The organism is archaeon (assembly GCA_016432545.1).
Classification (GTDB): domain Archaea; phylum Thermoproteota; class Nitrososphaeria; order Nitrososphaerales; family Gagatemarchaeaceae; genus UBA183.
Window position 1 is genome coordinate 1,255,688 of the sequence record CP066694.1, and the last position, 17,049, is coordinate 1,272,736.

At 60.9% G+C, this 17,049-nt stretch carries 19 protein-coding genes and 2 tRNA genes; 10 read left to right on the top strand and 11 right to left on the bottom strand.

Annotated features, from left to right (window positions below; genetic code table 11):
- Positions 1-16: 16 nt before the first annotated feature.
- Positions 17-514 carry a hypothetical protein gene (locus tag HY247_07040; GenBank protein ID QQG48491.1) on the top strand — a complete coding sequence of 166 codons (498 nt, stop codon included), beginning with the start codon at positions 17-19 and terminating at the stop codon, positions 512-514.
- A 23-nt stretch (positions 515-537) separates the two neighbouring features.
- On the opposite strand, the gene HY247_07045 is transcribed toward HY247_07040, so the two are convergent.
- From HY247_07045 to HY247_07065, 5 genes are all read right to left on the bottom strand, one after another.
- Entirely contained in the window at positions 538-1,869 is a 1,332-nt protein-coding gene (locus HY247_07045) for a fumarate hydratase (GenBank protein ID QQG48492.1), read from the bottom strand.
- Between the two features lie 63 nt (positions 1,870-1,932).
- Entirely contained in the window at positions 1,933-3,186 is a 1,254-nt protein-coding gene (locus HY247_07050; protein QQG48493.1) for a YcaQ family DNA glycosylase, read from the bottom strand.
- A 47-nt stretch (positions 3,187-3,233) separates the two neighbouring features.
- The gene (locus HY247_07055; protein ID QQG48494.1) at positions 3,234-3,581 is read right to left on the bottom strand and encodes an iron-sulfur cluster assembly accessory protein; all 348 of its coding nucleotides are present in this window, start codon (positions 3,579-3,581) and stop codon (positions 3,234-3,236) included.
- A gap of 92 nt (positions 3,582-3,673) precedes the next feature.
- On the bottom strand, positions 3,674-3,922 hold the full coding sequence (locus tag HY247_07060; protein ID QQG48495.1) for a DUF131 domain-containing protein: 249 nt from the start codon (positions 3,920-3,922) through the stop codon (positions 3,674-3,676).
- A complete protein-coding gene (locus tag HY247_07065) occupies positions 3,919-4,116 on the bottom strand; it encodes a DUF131 domain-containing protein (protein QQG48496.1) in 198 nt (65 codons plus the stop codon). Before HY247_07065 ends, HY247_07060 begins: the two co-directional genes overlap by 4 nt.
- An 88-nt stretch (positions 4,117-4,204) precedes the next feature.
- On the opposite strand from HY247_07065, the gene HY247_07070 reads away from it, so the two are divergent.
- From HY247_07070 to HY247_07080, 3 genes are all read left to right on the top strand, one after another.
- The gene (locus HY247_07070; GenBank protein QQG48497.1) at positions 4,205-4,372 is read left to right on the top strand and encodes a hypothetical protein; all 168 of its coding nucleotides are present in this window, start codon (positions 4,205-4,207) and stop codon (positions 4,370-4,372) included.
- A 74-nt stretch (positions 4,373-4,446) separates the two neighbouring features.
- Positions 4,447-6,033, top strand: coding sequence for an amino acid permease (locus tag HY247_07075; protein ID QQG48498.1), 1,587 nt, complete (start codon positions 4,447-4,449; stop codon positions 6,031-6,033).
- Positions 6,034-6,035: 2 nt separating this feature from the next.
- Complete coding sequence (locus tag HY247_07080; GenBank protein QQG48499.1) at positions 6,036-7,022, top strand: aromatic ring-hydroxylating dioxygenase subunit alpha; 987 nt, start codon at positions 6,036-6,038, stop codon at positions 7,020-7,022.
- Here HY247_07080 and HY247_07085 read toward each other — a convergent pair.
- Entirely contained in the window at positions 7,004-7,876 is an 873-nt protein-coding gene (locus HY247_07085) for a hypothetical protein (protein ID QQG48500.1), read from the bottom strand. The two genes, HY247_07080 and HY247_07085, sit on opposite strands and share 19 nt — an antisense overlap.
- Before the next feature lie 83 nt (positions 7,877-7,959).
- On the opposite strand from HY247_07085, the gene HY247_07090 reads away from it, so the two are divergent.
- Entirely contained in the window at positions 7,960-8,574 is a 615-nt protein-coding gene (locus HY247_07090) for a nitroreductase family protein (GenBank protein ID QQG48501.1), read from the top strand.
- Position 8,575: 1 nt separating this feature from the next.
- Here the strand turns inward: HY247_07090 and HY247_07095 are convergent.
- A tRNA-Thr gene (locus HY247_07095) sits at positions 8,576-8,664 on the bottom strand.
- An 84-nt stretch (positions 8,665-8,748) separates the two neighbouring features.
- On the opposite strand from HY247_07095, the gene HY247_07100 reads away from it, so the two are divergent.
- A tRNA-Leu gene (locus tag HY247_07100) sits at positions 8,749-8,836 on the top strand.
- Between the two features lie 86 nt (positions 8,837-8,922).
- Here the strand turns inward: HY247_07100 and HY247_07105 are convergent.
- From HY247_07105 to HY247_07120, 4 genes are all read right to left on the bottom strand, one after another.
- Complete coding sequence (locus HY247_07105; protein QQG48502.1) at positions 8,923-10,116, bottom strand: right-handed parallel beta-helix repeat-containing protein; 1,194 nt, start codon at positions 10,114-10,116, stop codon at positions 8,923-8,925.
- An 83-nt stretch (positions 10,117-10,199) separates the two neighbouring features.
- Positions 10,200-10,775, bottom strand: coding sequence for a cysteine dioxygenase family protein (locus tag HY247_07110; GenBank protein ID QQG48503.1), 576 nt, complete (start codon positions 10,773-10,775; stop codon positions 10,200-10,202).
- A 1-nt stretch (position 10,776) separates the two neighbouring features.
- A complete protein-coding gene (locus tag HY247_07115) occupies positions 10,777-11,865 on the bottom strand; it encodes a hypothetical protein (GenBank protein QQG48504.1) in 1,089 nt (362 codons plus the stop codon).
- Between the two features lie 26 nt (positions 11,866-11,891).
- Positions 11,892-12,224 (bottom strand): winged helix-turn-helix transcriptional regulator, encoded by a 333-nt coding sequence (locus HY247_07120; protein ID QQG48505.1) that lies wholly within the window; start codon positions 12,222-12,224, stop codon positions 11,892-11,894.
- Positions 12,225-12,321: 97 nt separating this feature from the next.
- Here HY247_07120 and HY247_07125 point away from each other — a divergent pair, with 97 nt between their 5' ends.
- Genes HY247_07125 through HY247_07140 form a run of 4 tightly spaced genes read left to right on the top strand, consistent with a single transcriptional unit; the run spans position 12,322 to position 16,033 of the window.
- Positions 12,322-12,603, top strand: a complete 282-nt coding sequence (locus tag HY247_07125; protein QQG48506.1) for a hypothetical protein — start codon at positions 12,322-12,324, stop codon at positions 12,601-12,603.
- Positions 12,600-13,532 (top strand): glycosyltransferase, encoded by a 933-nt coding sequence (locus HY247_07130; protein ID QQG48507.1) that lies wholly within the window; start codon positions 12,600-12,602, stop codon positions 13,530-13,532. The genes HY247_07125 and HY247_07130 overlap by 4 nt, the downstream gene beginning before the upstream one ends.
- The gene (locus tag HY247_07135) at positions 13,529-14,446 is read left to right on the top strand and encodes a hypothetical protein (protein QQG48508.1); all 918 of its coding nucleotides are present in this window, start codon (positions 13,529-13,531) and stop codon (positions 14,444-14,446) included. Before HY247_07130 ends, HY247_07135 begins: the two co-directional genes overlap by 4 nt.
- A 39-nt stretch (positions 14,447-14,485) precedes the next feature.
- Positions 14,486-16,033, top strand: a complete 1,548-nt coding sequence (locus tag HY247_07140) for a glycosyltransferase (GenBank protein ID QQG48509.1) — start codon at positions 14,486-14,488, stop codon at positions 16,031-16,033.
- The last annotated feature ends 1,016 nt before the right edge of the window (positions 16,034-17,049 follow it).

A 17,049-nucleotide genomic window follows, 5' to 3' on the forward strand; every position in this document is an offset into this window, starting at 1 on the left:
CGATCTTCAGACAGAATTGCGAGTCAAGGCCTTTCGCGTCCGCAGAAGCGCTACCATCGGCGAGTACAAGCTCTCAGAGATCTTCACCGGGCTAGATTCTTCGTCATCCCTCCTCAAGGTCTTCGGGAGCAAGGTGCAGATGGCGAAGATCCTGAAGCACCTCAAGCTCCGTGTCGAGCTGCACGACTCGGGCCTCTGGCTCGACAGGGACACAGGCACAATCTGCATCGGCTCCAAGCACCTAACCTCTGCGAAGAACGACTTCCTCTACCTCGACGTCATCCACGTCCTCGTCCACGTCCGCCAGTTCCTGGAGGGCAAGGAGCTCTACGACCAGGCATTCGAGTATGTCGAGAGGCCAACAGAGCTCGAAGCTTACAGGTACACGGTCGCCGAGGCCCGGCGAGTCGGGATGGACGAGGACGAGATCCTGAAGTACCTCCGGATGGACGCTGCGGACGACTCGGAGCTGGGGAAGCTCATCGAGCGGATCGGAGTCCGGTCGCGCCGCTGAATACCTGCGTTTCCCTCTGAAAACTAGCCCGACAGCTTCTTGGAAGGGATGCCCGGCCTGACAAGAGACCTCAGGTCGAGCATGGCGTCAATCTCGACTTTGGTGTAGCCAAGGGAACCGAGGGCCTTCCTGATGGGGACCCCTTTCGCAAGGCGCTTTCCAAGTACAGCTGCCTTGTCGTACCCTATCTTGGGCGATATGACTGTGATGAGCGCCGGGCTGCTCTCCGCGTACTTCCTCGCCTTCGCTTTCATGGGGACTACATGGTCCACGACGAGGGACGCGACCTTTCGCAGGGCCTCCGAGAGCAGCTTCGCCTGCAGCACGATGTTGTATCCCATCAGCGGGACGCCCATGGAGAGTTCGAACTCCCCGAGGGAGGCTGCCATCGTGTTCGCCCCGTCAAGGCCCACCACCTCCGCACAGGCCAGCAGCGCGCTCTCGAGAGTGACAGGGTTGGTCTTTCCCGGCATTATGCTGCTCCCCGCCACCTCCTCCTGCGTGGTGATGTCTATCTCGCCCAGCCCGGTGAGCGGACCCGAGAACATGAGCCTCATGTCCTGGCAGAGCCTGTAGAGGTCGATGCTCACCGTCCTCATCGCACCGCTCACGGAGAGCACATCAGTGAGGAGCCTGGTCGGCCTGAACTTGTTCTTCGCGCTCTTGAATCTGAGCCCCGACTCGGTCGAGAGCTCCTTGGCCACCATCCCCCCGAACCTCGGGTCGGCGTTGAGTCCAGTCCCCACCGCAGTCCCGCCGATCGGCAGCTCGAGGACAAAGCCCAGCGCCTTCTTCGACAGGTCGGCGTCGAGCTCGAACTCCTCTGCGTAGGCCCCGAACTCCTGCCCCATTGTGACTGGCAACGCGTCCCTCAGGTGAGTCCTCCCGGACTTGTACACCGAGCCGGTCTTCCTCGACAGCGCCCGGAGACTCCTGGCCATCATCACTATCGCAGGCAGGAGGTCCCGAGTAACCACCACCGCAGCGGCGACCCTGGCCGCCGTCGGCCCGACGTCGTTGGACGACTGGCTCATGTTGACCTGGTCGTTCGGATGGACTTTCTTCCCCAGCTCCGCGGAGGCGAGCTCGGCGACCAGCTCGTTCGCGTTCATGTTCAACCCGGTCCCAGACCCTGTCTGATAGACGTCCACGGACATCATGGCATCGTGCTTTCCCTTCATTACCTCCCGGGCCTTGGCTTGGATCGCCTTGCCAGTCGGTGCGTCGAGAAGGCCGAGCTGGACGTTGGCCTTGGCCGCCGAGAGCTTAACGGCCCCGACAGCCCAGATGACCTCCCTTGGAAATCGCGTACCAGTATTCAGGAAGACTCTCTTGGAGCCCTCCACGTACTTCATAGAACGAAGCGAACGCTGTTCGTTCTTAAGCCTGCCCCTGTGACTCGAAGGAATCGCTCGAGCCTATCTGAGTTCGCTCTTCCAGGACTCCGGCACCCTCGTCGTAAAGTCGACCTTGCTCGCGCCGAGGGACTCTGCCAGAGAGTCCACAGCCCCACGGACCCGGGCGGCTGTCTTGCGGTCCCTCGGCGCTCCCTCTTCTGCGTGGACGGCCTTGACGATGAGCCTGCCCGCCTCCCTGTCGAAGTATGGGTCGACCCTTCCGATCAGGCGGTCGCCGTCGAGGATGGGGAGGACGTAGTAGCCATGCTTCCGCTGCGACGCCGGAGTGTAGATCTCGACTCTGTACTCGAACCCGAACAGGGAGCTCGTCCTCGCTCTGTCGCAGATCAGGTTGTCGAACGGTGAGAGGAGAGTCGTCTTAGGCCTCCACTTCCCTGCCTCGATGTCGTCCAGCCTCTTCAGGTCATCAGCGTGGACATAGTAAGAGCCTTCTTCCGAGCCTGAGCCCTCCAGGAGAACTCTCCTGATCTTGTACTCTGACTCCAGCTTTCGCAGGGTCGCATCGACGTCGCGATACCTTCGACGAAGGAAGTGCAACTTGATGTGCGCCTTCGTGGCTACTCCCAGCGCCTTGACCGCACGCTGGACTGCCCTGAGCTGGACCTCCTCTTCTGACAGGTCTTCCCTGGAGACCCACTTCGGAAGGAACTCGCTCGCGAGTCCCCAGACCTTCTGCCCACCTTCCCGACCCACGACCATCACCTCTCCCCTGAACTGCAAGAAGTGCAGCATCCGAGAGACATCGCTGCCCGAGCTCCACGCTGTGGCCGCATGCCTTGGTCCGGCGTTCTCGAACCGCCTCGAGAGGCGGGGGCCCTTCGCTCTGAGCTCACCCAGGACGTAGCTCCTCAACTTTGCATTCCTGGAGACCCAAGCTCTGACCCTCGAGCGATACGACTGTGGGAACGGTGCCGATTCCAGGAACCCCTCCATCATCGAATGGTACAGGGGGTAGTCCTCAGTGAGGACGATCGACGCTTCGTGGGCCCAGTACTCGAAGAGCTTCCTCTCCTTCCACAGTAGGTCGTCAAGCTCGGGCAGGGGGAACCTTCCCAGCCTGCTCCAGAGTACGATCTGATGGCTGGGCGCGACCACCTTGATGGGGTCTATCTGCAGGCAGCCAAGGTCACGGACAACGTCGAGGATTTTCTTGGAGTCGACCTGGGCCGCAGCCTCGTCGGAGAGGTGCTGCTTCGCAACGGCAAGCCTCCTCGCCGTAGTAGTGGAGATTCTTCTTTCCGCGCCCCTGGGCAAGGGCATCCGCGTCCCTGAGAGACTGAGTTAACGCTGCCGCTGGAAGGTTAGTGTCCGCCGCAGCCGCATGCTTCTGCGTGGACATTCGGGTTCTCGATCTTGAACCCTGTCCTCTGCAGGGTTTCGATGAAGTCGATCTTCGACCCTCTGATCATGTCCGCATCCGCCTTGCCAGCCATGACCCTCAGGCCCCCGACCTCCTCGACCACGTCGGACTGTCCAGGCTTTTGCTCAAGGCTCAGCGCATATCTGAAGCCTCCGCTACAGGCGCACCCTCCGCCCTGGTAGACCTCGATCTTGAGGTATGATTCGGTCGCGTTCTCCGCGGCCAAAACCTCTCCGAGCTTTTGCCTGGCGGTAGGCGTGAACAGTACCAACGGTTGCAATTCTTGCATTTCTAAGTAGACAGGCGGCGCCGTTTGTATTTAATTCTTGCTCCGTCAAGTTTCGTACAAGGACTTTCCACCGTGTCTCTCTCCCGAGGCCCTCATGGGTCTCGCCCCTTCGAAGCCCTGATGCCCCAAAGAAACAACAGGACCACCATGACCCCTCCAACCACCACGGACACGAGGGAGGTTGCAGCTCCCTGCGGGCCAGAACCGAACACGAAGGGGAAGGGTCCAATGAAAATCACTCCTCCCGTTGAGACATCGCCTCCCCAGAGGCCAGCTATGACCAGAATCAGACCGACGAAGATAGCAATGATCCCAGCCCGGAACAGCCTGTCCAAAGTCACACCGCGTATGACAGCAGACTTACGACGATCAAGACAAGCGCCAGAAGGATCGCGATGCTCACCCACGTGGCATCCGTCCCGAAGACTATCGGAATCGGGCCTATCATGATCAGTCCAGCCCCCTTGACGTCCGTCTTCCTCCCTGACCTGAACATTGAAGCGAGAACAAGCGCAAACCCCGCGACCATCGCCAAAACTCCCAACGAGACAAGGTCCAATCGCTCGATCAAATCGTTTTCTCGATAAATCCTTTTGGCGAGGCCTCAGTTCCCGTCGGACGATTTGTCCGACTACAGGTGGTGCGAGAGGTGCATGATGAGGACGGAACACGAGGCGATAGTGGACACTCGCGACTACAATCCCAGAGGTAGGGGGACGTACAAGTGCAAGAGGTGTGGACGGGTCAAGTCGATGCGCCACCTGCGCCCCAGTTCTGAGATTGGGTACTAGGTTTCACAATACCACGGTTATTACCACATCCGTGCTAATGCACCGTTAAATATCCTGGAAAATTTGCACACTCATTGGACGATTCTAAGCAGGCCCAGCCTATGCCCGCCAAGGTCTTCGTGAGGGAGAGCACAGGTCTGGTCAAGAACGTCGGATTCTTCGACAGCATCGCGATGAACATGAGCAACATGTCCGTCGGCGCCCTCCTCGGCGTCATCGGCATAGCGGGACTCTTCCCCATGCTCATCTCAGGCCAGAGCATGGTCGGCCTCAACCTCGTCGTCCTTTCCGTGATTGCTTTCGCCCTCTCCATCCCTCAGATCATAGTCTACACGATCATGTCGCAGCGATACCCGCGCAGCGGCGGCGACTACGTCTACGTCTCGAGGGTCTTCGGAGGCCCAATTGGGAGCGTCCTCTCCTTCATGGGCTACACCATGGAGACGACCGCGTACCTGGCGCTGATAGTCCTCTCGACAGTATTCGCGATAGGCTCGGTCGCCTTGTTCTTCGTCTTCGACCCGCTCTACCTCGGACTGGCCGTCCCTCAGGGCGCGGGACCTTCGAACTCGACCAACCAGTTCCTCGTCGGCGCAATCGTCTTCGGGCTCCTGATTCTGGTCAACATAGTGAGGCCAAAGGCAGGCTTCAAGCTGGTTTCAGCGCTCACGATCTTCGGATTCGTTGCTCTTTTCGTGGCGATGGCAGTTCTTCTCGCCGCGGGCAACGCCGGCGTCGTCAGCTATGTCAACGGCCTCCAGCTCGGGAATGGTCTTGACTATGCTCACATCCAGGCTTCCGGCTCAAACGTGTTCTTCAACTGGGGTCCGAACATCTTCCTTCTCCCACTCATGGCCGCCTTCGTATACCCATGGCTCAACGCCTCGCCAGCAGTCGCCGGTGAGATCAAGGGCAGGCGCGCCTTGAAGTGGAACGTCCCAATCTCCTCTCTGCTCGTCTTCGTCTTCCTGACCAGCAGTTTGGGAGTGATGTACTACGTGGCCGGGCAGGCGTTCACGAACGCGGCGTATTCTACTCCCGCCCTGATCTTCGACCACTCTTTCAACTTCTGGACCCTTGCGATGGGCGTCTCCGGGAATCAATTCGTCGCAGCGATAATCGGCCTCGGCTGGATCCTCTCGAACCTCAGCGTCCTGGCATACGGAATAATCGTCATCTCCAGATACCTCCTCGCCCAGTCCTTCGACAGGTTCCTCCCTTCGAGGATCTCGAACGTGAGCTCCAGGTTCGGCTCGCCGATTACGGCCCACCTGGTCGACCTAATACTGACCATCGGGCTGGTCGGAATGGCGGCCTTCTACTACATCGGGGGCGCAGACGCCCTCTTCGGTGCGATACTAGCGTCAATGATCTACTTCATCTTCGTGGGCATCGCCGCCGCGGTCCACGGATCCCGCAAAGAGGTGGGCCTGACCAAGTGGCTCCTCATGCTTGCCGGAGTCGCGAATGTCTTCATCTTCGGGTTCCTTGCATGGGAGTTCCTGGCATATCCCGACGTCTGGGCGCTGCACGACCTGACCTACTACTTCATCATCGCCTCGGTGGTCGCTGGCGCGGTGATCTACGGGCTCTCCTGGTGGTACAACAAGAAGCGCGGAATCGACATATCCCTGGCGTACAAGGAACTGCCGCCAGAGTAGCGATGAGCCGGCAAGAGCACACCACAGACCCAATCCTCTACAACGACTGGCACATCATCGCGCGCTCCTCCGAGCTCCCGGAGTCTTACATCCGCCCCTCGAGGCTCCTCGGAGAAGACCTGATCGCTTGGAGATTCGGAGGCGAAGCGAGGGTCTGGCAGGACCTGTGCGCTCACAGAGGCACGCGGCTTTCTTTGGGGAAGCTTCGGGAAGGGACACTCACTTGCGCGTACCACGGATGGACCTACGACAGCGATGGCCAGTGCATCAAGTTCCCCTCGCATCCGGAGCAGAAGCCGCCCCCGACGGCCCACGTCAGGACCTACCAGACCACCGAGAAGTACGACAGTGTCTGGGCGTCCCTCGGCGAACCGATCAGGGAGGTACCCGAGTTTGAAGAGTGGGACGACCCCTCCTTCCGCAAAGTCCTCTGCGGGCCCTACAGGTACGCTGCAAGCGCCGCCCGGGCCGTGGAGAACTTCCTCGACGTGGCCCACTTCCCCTTCGTCCACCGTGGCCTCCTCGGCGACGAGGCCCACGCAGAGATCAACGACTACGAAGTGGAGACCGACGAAGCCGGCATCGAGGCCAGGAACGTAGTGGTATGGCAGCCAGACCCAGACGGGACCGGGAAGGGGAAGACTGTCAACTACACGTACCGGGTCCAAAGGCCATTCACCGCCTACTTCATGAAGACGACAGACGAAGGAAGGTTCGCGATCCAGCTCAACGTCACGCCGATGGACGAGTCCAACTGCGTAGGGTGGATGTGCCTCGCCCTGGACTACTCCCCAGAGACCCCCGACTCGGAGCTAAGGGCCTATCAGGACAAGATCACCGGCCAGGACGTACCAATCGTCGAGTCGCAGCGCCCCGAGCGCCTTCCCCTCGACCTCCAGTCGGAGCTCCACCTCCGCTCTGACCGTATCGCAGTCGCATACCGCAAGTGGCTCTCGGACCTCGGGCTCTCCTACGGGACGCTAGGCTGAAGCGGCCTGACGACGACGCACCCCTCGGAGAAGACCTTCCCAAGGCTCCTGGAAATCAGATACGGCGTCCCCGCGAGGACCGGAAGACTCAGCGCGATGAAGAACCCCTGATAGTAGGTGAGCGCAGCAGCGAAGGCTACGGCGCCCGAGCCCCAGACGAAGTTCGCGAAGAAGAGGCCTGCGCAAGTAGGGCATCCGGTGAAGAGAGCCACGGCCGCACCGAGCCCTCCAACCCAGCCCCTCCCCGCGCTCCTCGCCCTGTTGTCAAAGGCGAAGGAAGCCATCGCGAAGTTCAGGCCGACCAGGGCCGAGACTCCCACCAGCAACAGGACCGTCAGGGGGACCAGGAGCAGTCCCAGATGGTTGACGATGTAAACCGTAACGACCGGCATCAGCAGGGGCGCGCCGCAACAGGACGCGATTTGAACCGATGGGATTGCCGCGCCGTAATAGCTCGCAAAGTCAATCCCAGGCTGGTAGACCACCACGCTCGTCACCACGGCATAGAAGACTCCGTACGCGAGGGCCGAGGCCAGGAACCCAATCTTGTACCTCCTCAGTGAGAAGACGTAGGGGATGAGCCACCCAGGAGACAGGGGGACCGTCCCCTCCCTCGTGGCGACGGCGACCCTCGACCTGAGTACCCTCCTCACGTCCAGCAGAAAGACCGCCACCGCGGCAGCCAGCACTAAGAGGTAGGCCTCGCCGAAAAAGGCAAGCTGTTGTGAACGCTCCTGGGTGAGGATCTGCGCAGTGGCCTCCTCAGCGCCATACACAACCGTCGCGAAGAGGACTGCAGCCAAGGCTCCCATCGAGCGGAAGAAGCTCGCAGGAAACTGGACCTCATCTCTCAAAAGAATCCTTGGCGAACGTCGTCCGTTCTTCGTTAAAGGTTTCTGGGAAACCCTATCTAATCACAACGAGGCCCCGGTCCTCCTTGGAGTTCGAAGAGGCCGTCAGGAAGAGGAGGATGGTCAGGCACTTTGCAAAGAGAGAAGTCTCTCTGAGAGTCATCCAAAGAATCCTCGACTTGGCCCAGCACGCCCCCAGCGCGGGGTTCAGCCAAGGAAGTGCGTACGTGTTGGTGCAAGATCCAGCCGCCAAGAGGAAGCTGGCTCGCATCCAAGGAGAACAGAACTACACGTCCGGAGGCTTCCACCCGTGGATCTCCGAAGCTCCCGTGGACATAGTGGCGTGCGTCAGCGAGAAGCTCTATCACGACAGATACCAGGAGCCGGACAAGCTCCAGGACGGCAAGGAGATCGAATGGCCGACCCCCTACTGGTTCTTCGACATCGGCGCAGGATGCATGATCATCCTCCTTGCCGCCGTCGACTCTGGCCTCTCTGCCGCTTTCTCCGGAGCTGTCTATCCATCCAAGGTGAAGCGCCTTCTCGGAATCCCGAGCCACTTCCACCCGGTCGGGGTGATCTCGATCGGATACCCGGCCAAGGACAAGAGGTCGCCCTCACTGTTGAGGGGAAGGCGGGACAAGACCGAGGTGATTCATTACGAGAAGTGGGCAGTCTCCTCTTCAAAGGCATTGAATTAGAAGCCAGCGCCGCGATTTGGACGCGGGACCCCTTGCTTACGAGGCAATCGAGCCCGATTGGAGTGCTCTACCAGGCTGAGCTACGCTGGCCTAATCTCGCCCAATCTGGCTGGGCGTTAAAGCGTTATGACCACAAAGGGTTTTTAGAATTCACGCGGGCGGCTCGAAACAAGTGCGGGGGTCGCCCAGCCTGGTCAACGGCGTGGGACTGAGGCTCCCATCCCTTAGGGGTTCGAGGGTTCGAATCCCTCCCCCCGCACCACCAATTCCATTGATTGGATCAGCCTAGCACCGTATCTCGCGATGACATCTTGGCCAGGTCCCTGTACGAGGAGACGATGTCTTGGCCTAGAGCTGTGGTCCGCCTATCCCGTAGGGCGAGGAGCCACCGACGATGTTCCCCGAGCACCTGACGTGGAGATACCTGTTGTTGGTCCCCCCGCTGAGCGTCCCCGCAGTGTCATCGAAGTATCCGAAGCCCCCGTTGTTCCTCGACACGTCCCTCCCAAGGGAGTTGCCCCCTGAGGAAGAGATGTAGAACCCGCTCCCTTTGTTCGCGAGAGCGGTGTTCCTCGTGAGGGCGTTGCCGAACGATCCGTCGACGACCTGGAAACCTGAAGCGCTGTTGTTGCTGGCGAGGTTCCCGTGAAGCCTGTTGCTCCAAGCGTAGTCCAGGAGGAACCCGTTGAGGTTGTTGGTTGCAGTGTTGCCCTTCAGTTTGTTGTTGGTGGAGGAGTAAGCCAGCCGATACCCGTCCCCGGCGTTGCCACTCGCCAAATTCCCCGTCATTACGCTCCAGGAGGAGGTGTAGAGAGCGAATCCCACCCCGTTCCCGCTCGCCGTGTTCCCGGCGATCGTGCTCTCCAGGGAGTCGTAGACCCCATAGCCCGCATCGATATTGGAGCTGGCCGTGTTGGAGGTGATCTTGTTGTTGTCCGAGCTGTAGACGTCGAACCCCTCTTGGTTGCCAGTCGCCTCGTCGGATGCAATCACATTCCCCGGCGAGCCAGAAAGGTAGAAGCCATACCCCAGATTGTACTTCGCCTTGTCCGAAACGACCCTGTTCCCGGTCGACTGATACAGGCCGAACCCGTCGTTGGCATTCCCGATCGCCTTGTCCTTGGTCAGGGAATTCCCAGACGCTCCATAGAGCGCGAACCCGTCTCCCACGCTGAATCTGACGGTGTTGTTTGTCAATGCGCCGCCTGTGGTCAGATGGAAATAGATCCCCTGTCCGAATCCGTTGACATAGCAATTCTGGATTGTGACCTTGCCGAACTTACCCACGCTGACCCCGTACCCAGACCCGGAGCCGCTGATGGTGTGCTGGTTACAGTCCAGAACGACGTTGCCGGCCCCGATCACCAGGCCGTCCCCAGGGCACGGGCCCAGGTTCCCGCTCAGGAAGGTCGACTCGGTGATCACGTCCCCGCACAACGGGTCCGCGGCCGCGCGCATGGGGACAACGAGCAGGAGTGAACCCGCAACCAGCAACATGAGAACGAGCGCACCCTTCGACCTCCGGGCACCTCCGAGGCTCAATGAGATTGCGCCCAGCCCTGTTCCGGTTTATTTAGCCTTGCAAGCACTTTGGGGTCCCGGCTGTCACTCGCGAAGATGAGAGCCTAGAAGATGTCTTCGTCCCGCAGAACGTTACAGTACCCGCTGACGAACTTGCTCACCTCTCCCGTCTCCGGGTCGTAGCTGTGCCTCTTGGTGGGCCCGATGTCCCTTCCGTAGACATGGATGCTGTAGGCGTGGCCCGGGAACGGATTGTCCACCCTGTGTATTCCGGCCTCGCCCAGGACGGTCACGTTCCCCTTCTCGTTGTCCTTCTCGCTGACCAGCTCGAGGCTCGCCCTGCCAGGCACCTTCCCGTCGTCCATCCGCCTGAAGAGCGCCTCCCTCTCCTTTCCTTCGTACACCCCCACCATCGCCCATGTCAGATGGTCGTGAATCGGCGTCGTCTGGCCAGGCGTCCAGACACCTCCTATGATAGAGAAGGACTTGTCCTGCGGCAGGTGGAGGAGGTTCATTGCGAACCTGTCCTTCCTAGGAAGGAAAGCAGCCGCGGGTATCGAGCCTTCACCCTGGACCAGCCTTTGCAGCAGCGGCTTCAGGCGCCCAAGGGCCCCTGCGCCGCCGGCCAGCTCCCTCTCGGCGTCAGCGGCGAAGTCCTTCAAGCCATAGGGGGGAGCCACTCTAGTCTTCCCCCACCCCACGCCTGACCGACTTCAGGATTCCGCCGCCGCCCCTGCCCATCGCGGTCATCCTCCTCTTGACCCTCGGCGAGCCGAAGTAGAGCAGGATCAGGAAGAACGGCAGTTCAGTGTAGGAAACGAAGAAGTCGTTCGACAAGACGAAGACCGAGAACAAGAGGTAAAGGCCCGAGTAGAGGGCAACGCGTGTGCTCCCCCTTGCCTTGTAGAGAAAGACCGGGAGGATCGAGCCGACGAGCGCGAGCCTCGCATAGAGCGGGAGGGAGAAGTTCAGCGACGAAAGCAGGAACGCATTGAGCGCCAGGTTGACGTAGTATCCCAGCGGCCCGAAGTAGCTCACCACCGCGACCGTCGGTCGGACGAACTGGAACATCAGCGTGTCAAACACGAAAGCGGATGGGTTTGCAAAGAAGTACGGGGCAATTATCGCAGCCGCGACCCCCACGATGACGAGGGGCTCCTTCCAGCGCCCCTCTCTAAGGTAGTACAGCGCCACGAACGGGAAGATGAACCAGCTGAACTGGATTGAGGCCAGCGCAACCCCGAAGAAAGACGCTCCCACGAGGCCCTTGCCCCTCCTCTCCATCGCGAAGAAGAGAGCAATGAAGAGCATGGCTACGACCGTGTTGTTCAGAAACACCGTCGAGAGCAGGATCGTGAACGGGAAGAGCAGGTACGCAGACGAAGCAAGAAGCGAGCGCTTGTACCCCGACCAGACCAGGCACGCGCCGATGACCGTATCCGCCAGTATGAGGCCGAGCCTCACATCGCCCGCGAGATAGAACGGGACGAAGAAGATCGCGGTGAACGGGAGGTAGGTGAAGACATTCGACGCCCCCGGGGTGGAGAGGATCCCGAGCGGCAGGCCCCCGTAGAAGTGCCCGTAGGGACTGACCCCCTGCACTATCGCCCTCGCGGCCTCCGTGTCATAATAGTAGACGTCGGTGAGGGGCCTGACTAGCAGCAACACCATCGACCTGAGCGCGGCGCCAACCGAGAGCAGGCCTATCGCGACCCTGTTCCTCCGCGCGAACTCAGAGATGCGAGACAAGGCCCGAGCTGGGTTCCTCATGCCACCGGAAGACAGCCCGTGTTATTTTAATCGGTGCCGGGCGCGCCTGATGGCCGTCTCTTCACGAACTTCAGAGATGAGGCTATCTCCCTGAACGTCTCGATGCCCGCCTGCATCCTAGGAGTAAGGAAGTACATCGCGCCGTACTTCTCCCCCTGCGCCTCGACCAAGGAATTCGCCTTGAGGACGCCGACGTGGTGCATTATCGTCCTGTAGTCGACCCCGAGCCTCTCTGAGAGCTGGTTCATGTTGAGCGGCCTCTGGCTGAGCTCATCGAGGATCCTCGCCCTGTTCTCTCCTCCCCTGGCTCCTCCCAGGACGAACCACAGCACGCGGCGAAGCTCCTGGTCCTCTGGCAAGGCAATCCCTCCTTCCACCTCGGATTATTAGGTCGAGGCCCGATTGTGAGAACATTCTGAAATACGCTTATAGCGAATCAGAGTCATATTCAGTGCCTTGACGATGCTCCTGTCCCTCGCGATACTCCTCTACGCCGTCAACGCAGCCCTCTTCGCCGCCCTCGCCTATGTCTACGGGAGGACAGCCTTCTCGACGAAGGCCCGGTACTCTGTCGGACTCTTCATCTTCTCCCTCCTGCTCCTCATCCACAGCGCCGGGACAGCCGCTGCGTACTTCTTCCTCTCACAGTACTTCCTCGAAGAGGCGGTCCCGTACATGTCAGTCATGGGCTCCATCGAACTCGTCGGAGTGCTCGCGCTACTGAGGATCACCCTATGACTTCGGGGCACGCCGGCGGCCCCATCACTGACTTCTCAATCGGAATCTGCGCGACCGGCACTGCGCCCAACACCCCGACACTGGTCACCGCCTATCTCTCCGAATCCGACCGTGAGGGACTTCCCCTCCGGAGGCTAGTCGTCGCTCTGAGCGAATGTCCTCCTTCGCTCCTCCACGCAGTAAAGGCAATCCAGAAACGAGACGGGCGCGTCGAGATAATCCAAGAGTCCAGACGGTCCGGAAAGGCTGTCGCGATCAACCGCATAATGGACATCGCAGAAGGCCACCTCCTCGTCCTCTCCAACTCCGACGCTCATCCCGGCCCTGGTTCCCTGACGAAGCTTGTCACCGAAGCGGCTTCCGACAGTTCGATCGGGACCCTCGCGGCCGTTCCCAGGGTCCTCGGAGGCAGGGGCGTCGCGTCTTCTCTTGCAGGTCTGATGTGGGCGGCGCACAACGTCAGCTCGAGCGCACTCAACCACATGAGCATCTCCAACCACACCTGCGACGAGCTCTTCGTCGTGCGCCTGGCGAGCGTTGATGCCCTCCCGCCCGATACGGTCAACGACGGGGCCTTCCTGGCGGCCACAGCTAGGAGGAAAGGCTACTCGGTCAAGGTCCTCGAAACGGCTACGGTCGGCGTGGAAGTCCCTCGGCGGGTGACCGACCTGATCGCACAGCGGAGGCGGATCCTCTTCGGGCACGCCCAGGTCTGGAAGTCTTCGGGCCGAGCTCCGTTGACGGTCGAGTCGTTGATGCTGGTCCGCCTGCGCCTAGGGCTCAGCCTCCTCGTCCGTACCTTGGCGAGGAATCCCAGATTCCTGCTCGTCCTCCCAGTGGCGGTCGTCACCGAGCTGCTGGCCCTCGTGCTCTCGATATCGGACTCCGGCGCCAACTCCAAGCACGCGGTCTGGAAGAGAACGCAATGAAGCTCTCCGACTCGACCGCCGAGCGGATCTCCCTGATCTGTGAAGCTGCCGTCAGGCAGGGCTCTCTTGTGCCGGTCCGCGAGGTCCTCGAGCTCCTCCCAGAGGAAGCGACTGCGGACGAACTTGCGCAAGCGATCAGCGCTTCACCTCTCAGTTCGCTGATGGAGCTCAAGGAGGGATACCTCGCCCCCCTCTCGTGGTCCGACTCGAGGACGCTTGACGAAGCCGGAAACAGAAGGGCCGCGCTCGAAAATCTAAGGCACGCCCGTCGCTTCGAGCGATCCCTCCACAACACGCCATTCAGAGTGGTCGCGGTAAGCGGCTCGACCTCCTACGGGTCAGCCTCGCGGTCCAAGGACCTCGACCTCTTCTGCATCGCGAAGTCGGGGAGGATGTGGTCTACCCTTGCCAAGGGGCTCCTCATCGCGAGGGCCTACCGCCTCCTGCACCGCGACTCGCCCAGCCTGTGCTTCAGCTGCGTCATGGACGAGTCATACGCCGACTCCGTCTTCTCGCTACGGGAGGATCCCCTATTCGCAAGAGATGCCCTGCGTGCAGAGGTGCTTCGCGGAGCCACGGAGTACGAGGGCCTCCTTGGGAAGGCACGCTGGATCGCAGAATTCTATCCCCTTGCCTATGCCAAACGCATGAAGGCCGGGCCAACCCCTCCAGGCGGGGTTCGTTCAAGCGGCGGCCCCCCGCTTGTCGAGGCTGTGGCGCGCCTGTTCCTCTCAAGGTTCATCTTCACGAAGTCCAAGTTCCTCAACCGGAGGATCTCGCGGGAGGGCAGAGAGGGTGACGGGTTCGGCGTCAAGAGCGGCTCCGGGCACCTAATCTATGAGTCAGACCGATACAGGGAGCTCAGGGGAGAGTACATCGCCGCCATTGCCCCCGCAAGAGCTCCTGCTCAATAGCGAGGAGATTAGACGCTGACCGAGTCACTCATCCAGACGATGCCTATGATACTCCTGGGCGCTTCGCTCGCCCTCAGCGTCGCCTTCTTCGTCTACGGCCTCAACACGCTCCACCTTACCTTCAGAGCGGGCCGCTACCGGCCGGCCCACCCAGCCAGACTCTCGACAAAGCCCGATGTCGCGATCCATCTCCCGGTCTACAACGAGCTGTACGTGGTCCAGAGGCTTCTGACCGCCTGCGCGGGAGTCGCCGCCAGCTACGGACCGGACAAGGTCAAGGTGTACGTCATTGACGACTCGACAGACGAGACGAGCGCCAAGATCGACGAGGTCGTGAGGGATCACTCGTCGAAAGGCATCTCGTTCGAGGTGATCAGGCGAGGGAGTCGCGAGGGCTTCAAGGCAGGAGCGCTGGAGGCAGCCCTCAAGATCACAGAGGAGAAGTACGTGGCAGTCTTCGACGCCGACTTCGTCCCGCCTCCCGACTTCCTCGAAGAGCCGGTCGCGGTCCTCGAGGGCGACCCAGCGGTCGGCTTTGTCCAAGCGAGATGGGGACACCTGGACAGGAACTTCAACTCCGTGACCGAGTCGATCGCGATCGGAGTCGATGCCCACTTCCTCCTCGAACAGCAGGGAAGGAACGCGAGCGGGTACCTGATGAACTTCAACGGGAGCGCCGGTGTGATAAGGTCGGAGGCCATCCGCATGTGCGGCGGGTGGAGCCCCGACACCCTCGCCGAGGACCTTGACCTGAGCTACAGGATGCAGCTTGCCGGCTACAGGGGGGTCTACCTCAGAGACCTCGAGGTGCCGGCAGAGCTCCCTCCGACGATAGCGAGCCTGAAGAGGCAGCAGGGCAGGTGGGCGAGGGGATCTCTGCAGACGGCGACCAAGCTCCTGGGGCCCATCCGGAGGTCCGAGAAGCTCACCCGGACGCAAAAATTCCAGGCCGGCGTCCACCTGACCTATTACCTGGTCCACCCGCTGATGGTCGCCTCTTTCCTTCTGGCCGTCGCAGCCGTCTTCCTGAACATCAACGTGATCAGCTATGCCGTCAGCATCTCAATACCCAACATCTCGGGCGGCTCAGGGTCCGTCGGAACCGCACTGATGACCATCAGCGTCATCCCCTGGGTCGTCTTCTCAGTGCTCGTGGGCGCCTCCACCCTGGCCGTTCTCTTCTACTGCGTCCAGGCGGTCCGCTACCAGAGGCTCGGGCTCTTGGGCAAGGTCCGGAGGGTCGCCCTTCTCGTGGTCTTGGGGTACGGGATCAGCATCAGCAATTCAGTCTACGCACTGAAGGGGATATTCTCACGGAAGAGGGGAACCTTCCTCAGGACGCCGAAGTATGCGGTGGTCCACGCCGGAGAAGAGTGGCGGGGAAAGAAGTATCAGATTCCGGTGAATTCGGCGGCCCTATTGGAGGCAGGAGCGGTAGGAATCGCCCTGGCCTCGTTGGCCTCGGCTCTGAGGAATGGAAACCTTGGCATCCTCCCCATCCTCCTCGTGTACCTGACCGGGTATTCGTTTGTCCTGTACCTCAGCCTTCGCCAGACCCCCGGAGCCAGGGCCCGCCTCGACCGCTGAGCTGCTGGCCTTCTCCCCCTGTAACTCCTTGTAGACGACTCTCAGGTACATCAGACAGCAGAAGGTGAACGCCACTGCAGATGCGACCATCACCCCGTATCGAAGATATCCAAGTGCGCCCGCCCCGAGGGCTCTGTCAAGGCCTTCGGCGCCGCTCCACACCGGGGCCAGGAACCGTACAAGGTACGTGTTGTCTGAGAACAAAAAGACCGTCGCTGAAATCCACATCCCCCTGAAGGCGCTCCTCCCTACCCCAAGGACGCGTCCGCTCAAGAGCCCGAAGGCTATGAGGTAGACCACATACTCCTCGGGGAGGCTGAGCCGCGTGAGGAAGAAGACCAGGGTCACGAGCTCCAGTGTCAGGACGGCACGTCTGGGGGTCAACCCCCGCGAGGATGCGCCCCGAAGCGCGGCGTAGTATGCGAGCACGACCGCAGGAATCCAGAGGTAACCGAAGGCTCCCAAGAGAGGGAACGCGGACGCGGGTATGCCGTAGTACGAGTTGAGGACGAAGAGGACGACCGCGTAATTGACGCTGTTTGAGACCCTGTTCAGGGTGAAGGACTCGACCTTGAACAGCGAAAAGAAGGACCAGTTGGTGTAGTAGAGGTACGGGAGCACGGCAATGGCCGCGGCGGCCCCTCCGGCAAACATGAGATACCCGACCCTTGTCCGAGCCGAACCCTCGCCCCAGGCCAGCGCTGGCAGGAATATCACCGGGACCAGCTTCAAGACAATAGCGACTCCTTGGCTGAGCGGCCCGAGGAGCCTCCGGCCAGAGATCAGGATGGCGAACAGTACAAACATCAGCACGAGCTGGTCGAACATCCCCCAGAGGGCGGAGATCACAATAACGAAGGGCGAGACCATCCAAAACGCAAACGCCCCTTCCCCTTCCGCGGCCCTCCCCCATTGCCTGAGGAGCCTCATGAGCAGGTATCCTGCCCCGATGTCGGGAAGGATCGTCTCCTGCTTGAGGAGGAAGTAGTAAAGAAACCTGCTGTCAACCGCGGTGG

Excerpts from the sequence above, each read along its gene's own strand:
- HY247_07080 (QQG48499.1), top strand. The coding sequence starts at position 6,036 with ATGAGCCGGCAAGAGCACACCACAGACCCAATCCTCTACAACGACTGG.
- HY247_07140 (QQG48509.1), top strand. The coding sequence starts at position 14,486 with ATGCCTATGATACTCCTGGGCGCTTCGCTCGCCCTCAGCGTCGCCTTC.
- HY247_07115 (QQG48504.1), bottom strand. The coding sequence starts at position 11,865 with ATGAGGAACCCAGCTCGGGCCTTGTCTCGCATCTCTGAGTTCGCGCGG.
- HY247_07055 (QQG48494.1), bottom strand. The coding sequence starts at position 3,581 with ATGCAAGAATTGCAACCGTTGGTACTGTTCACGCCTACCGCCAGGCAA.
- HY247_07045 (QQG48492.1), bottom strand. The coding sequence starts at position 1,869 with ATGAAGTACGTGGAGGGCTCCAAGAGAGTCTTCCTGAATACTGGTACG.
- HY247_07130 (QQG48507.1), top strand. The coding sequence starts at position 12,600 with ATGACTTCGGGGCACGCCGGCGGCCCCATCACTGACTTCTCAATCGGA.
- HY247_07135 (QQG48508.1), top strand. The coding sequence starts at position 13,529 with ATGAAGCTCTCCGACTCGACCGCCGAGCGGATCTCCCTGATCTGTGAA.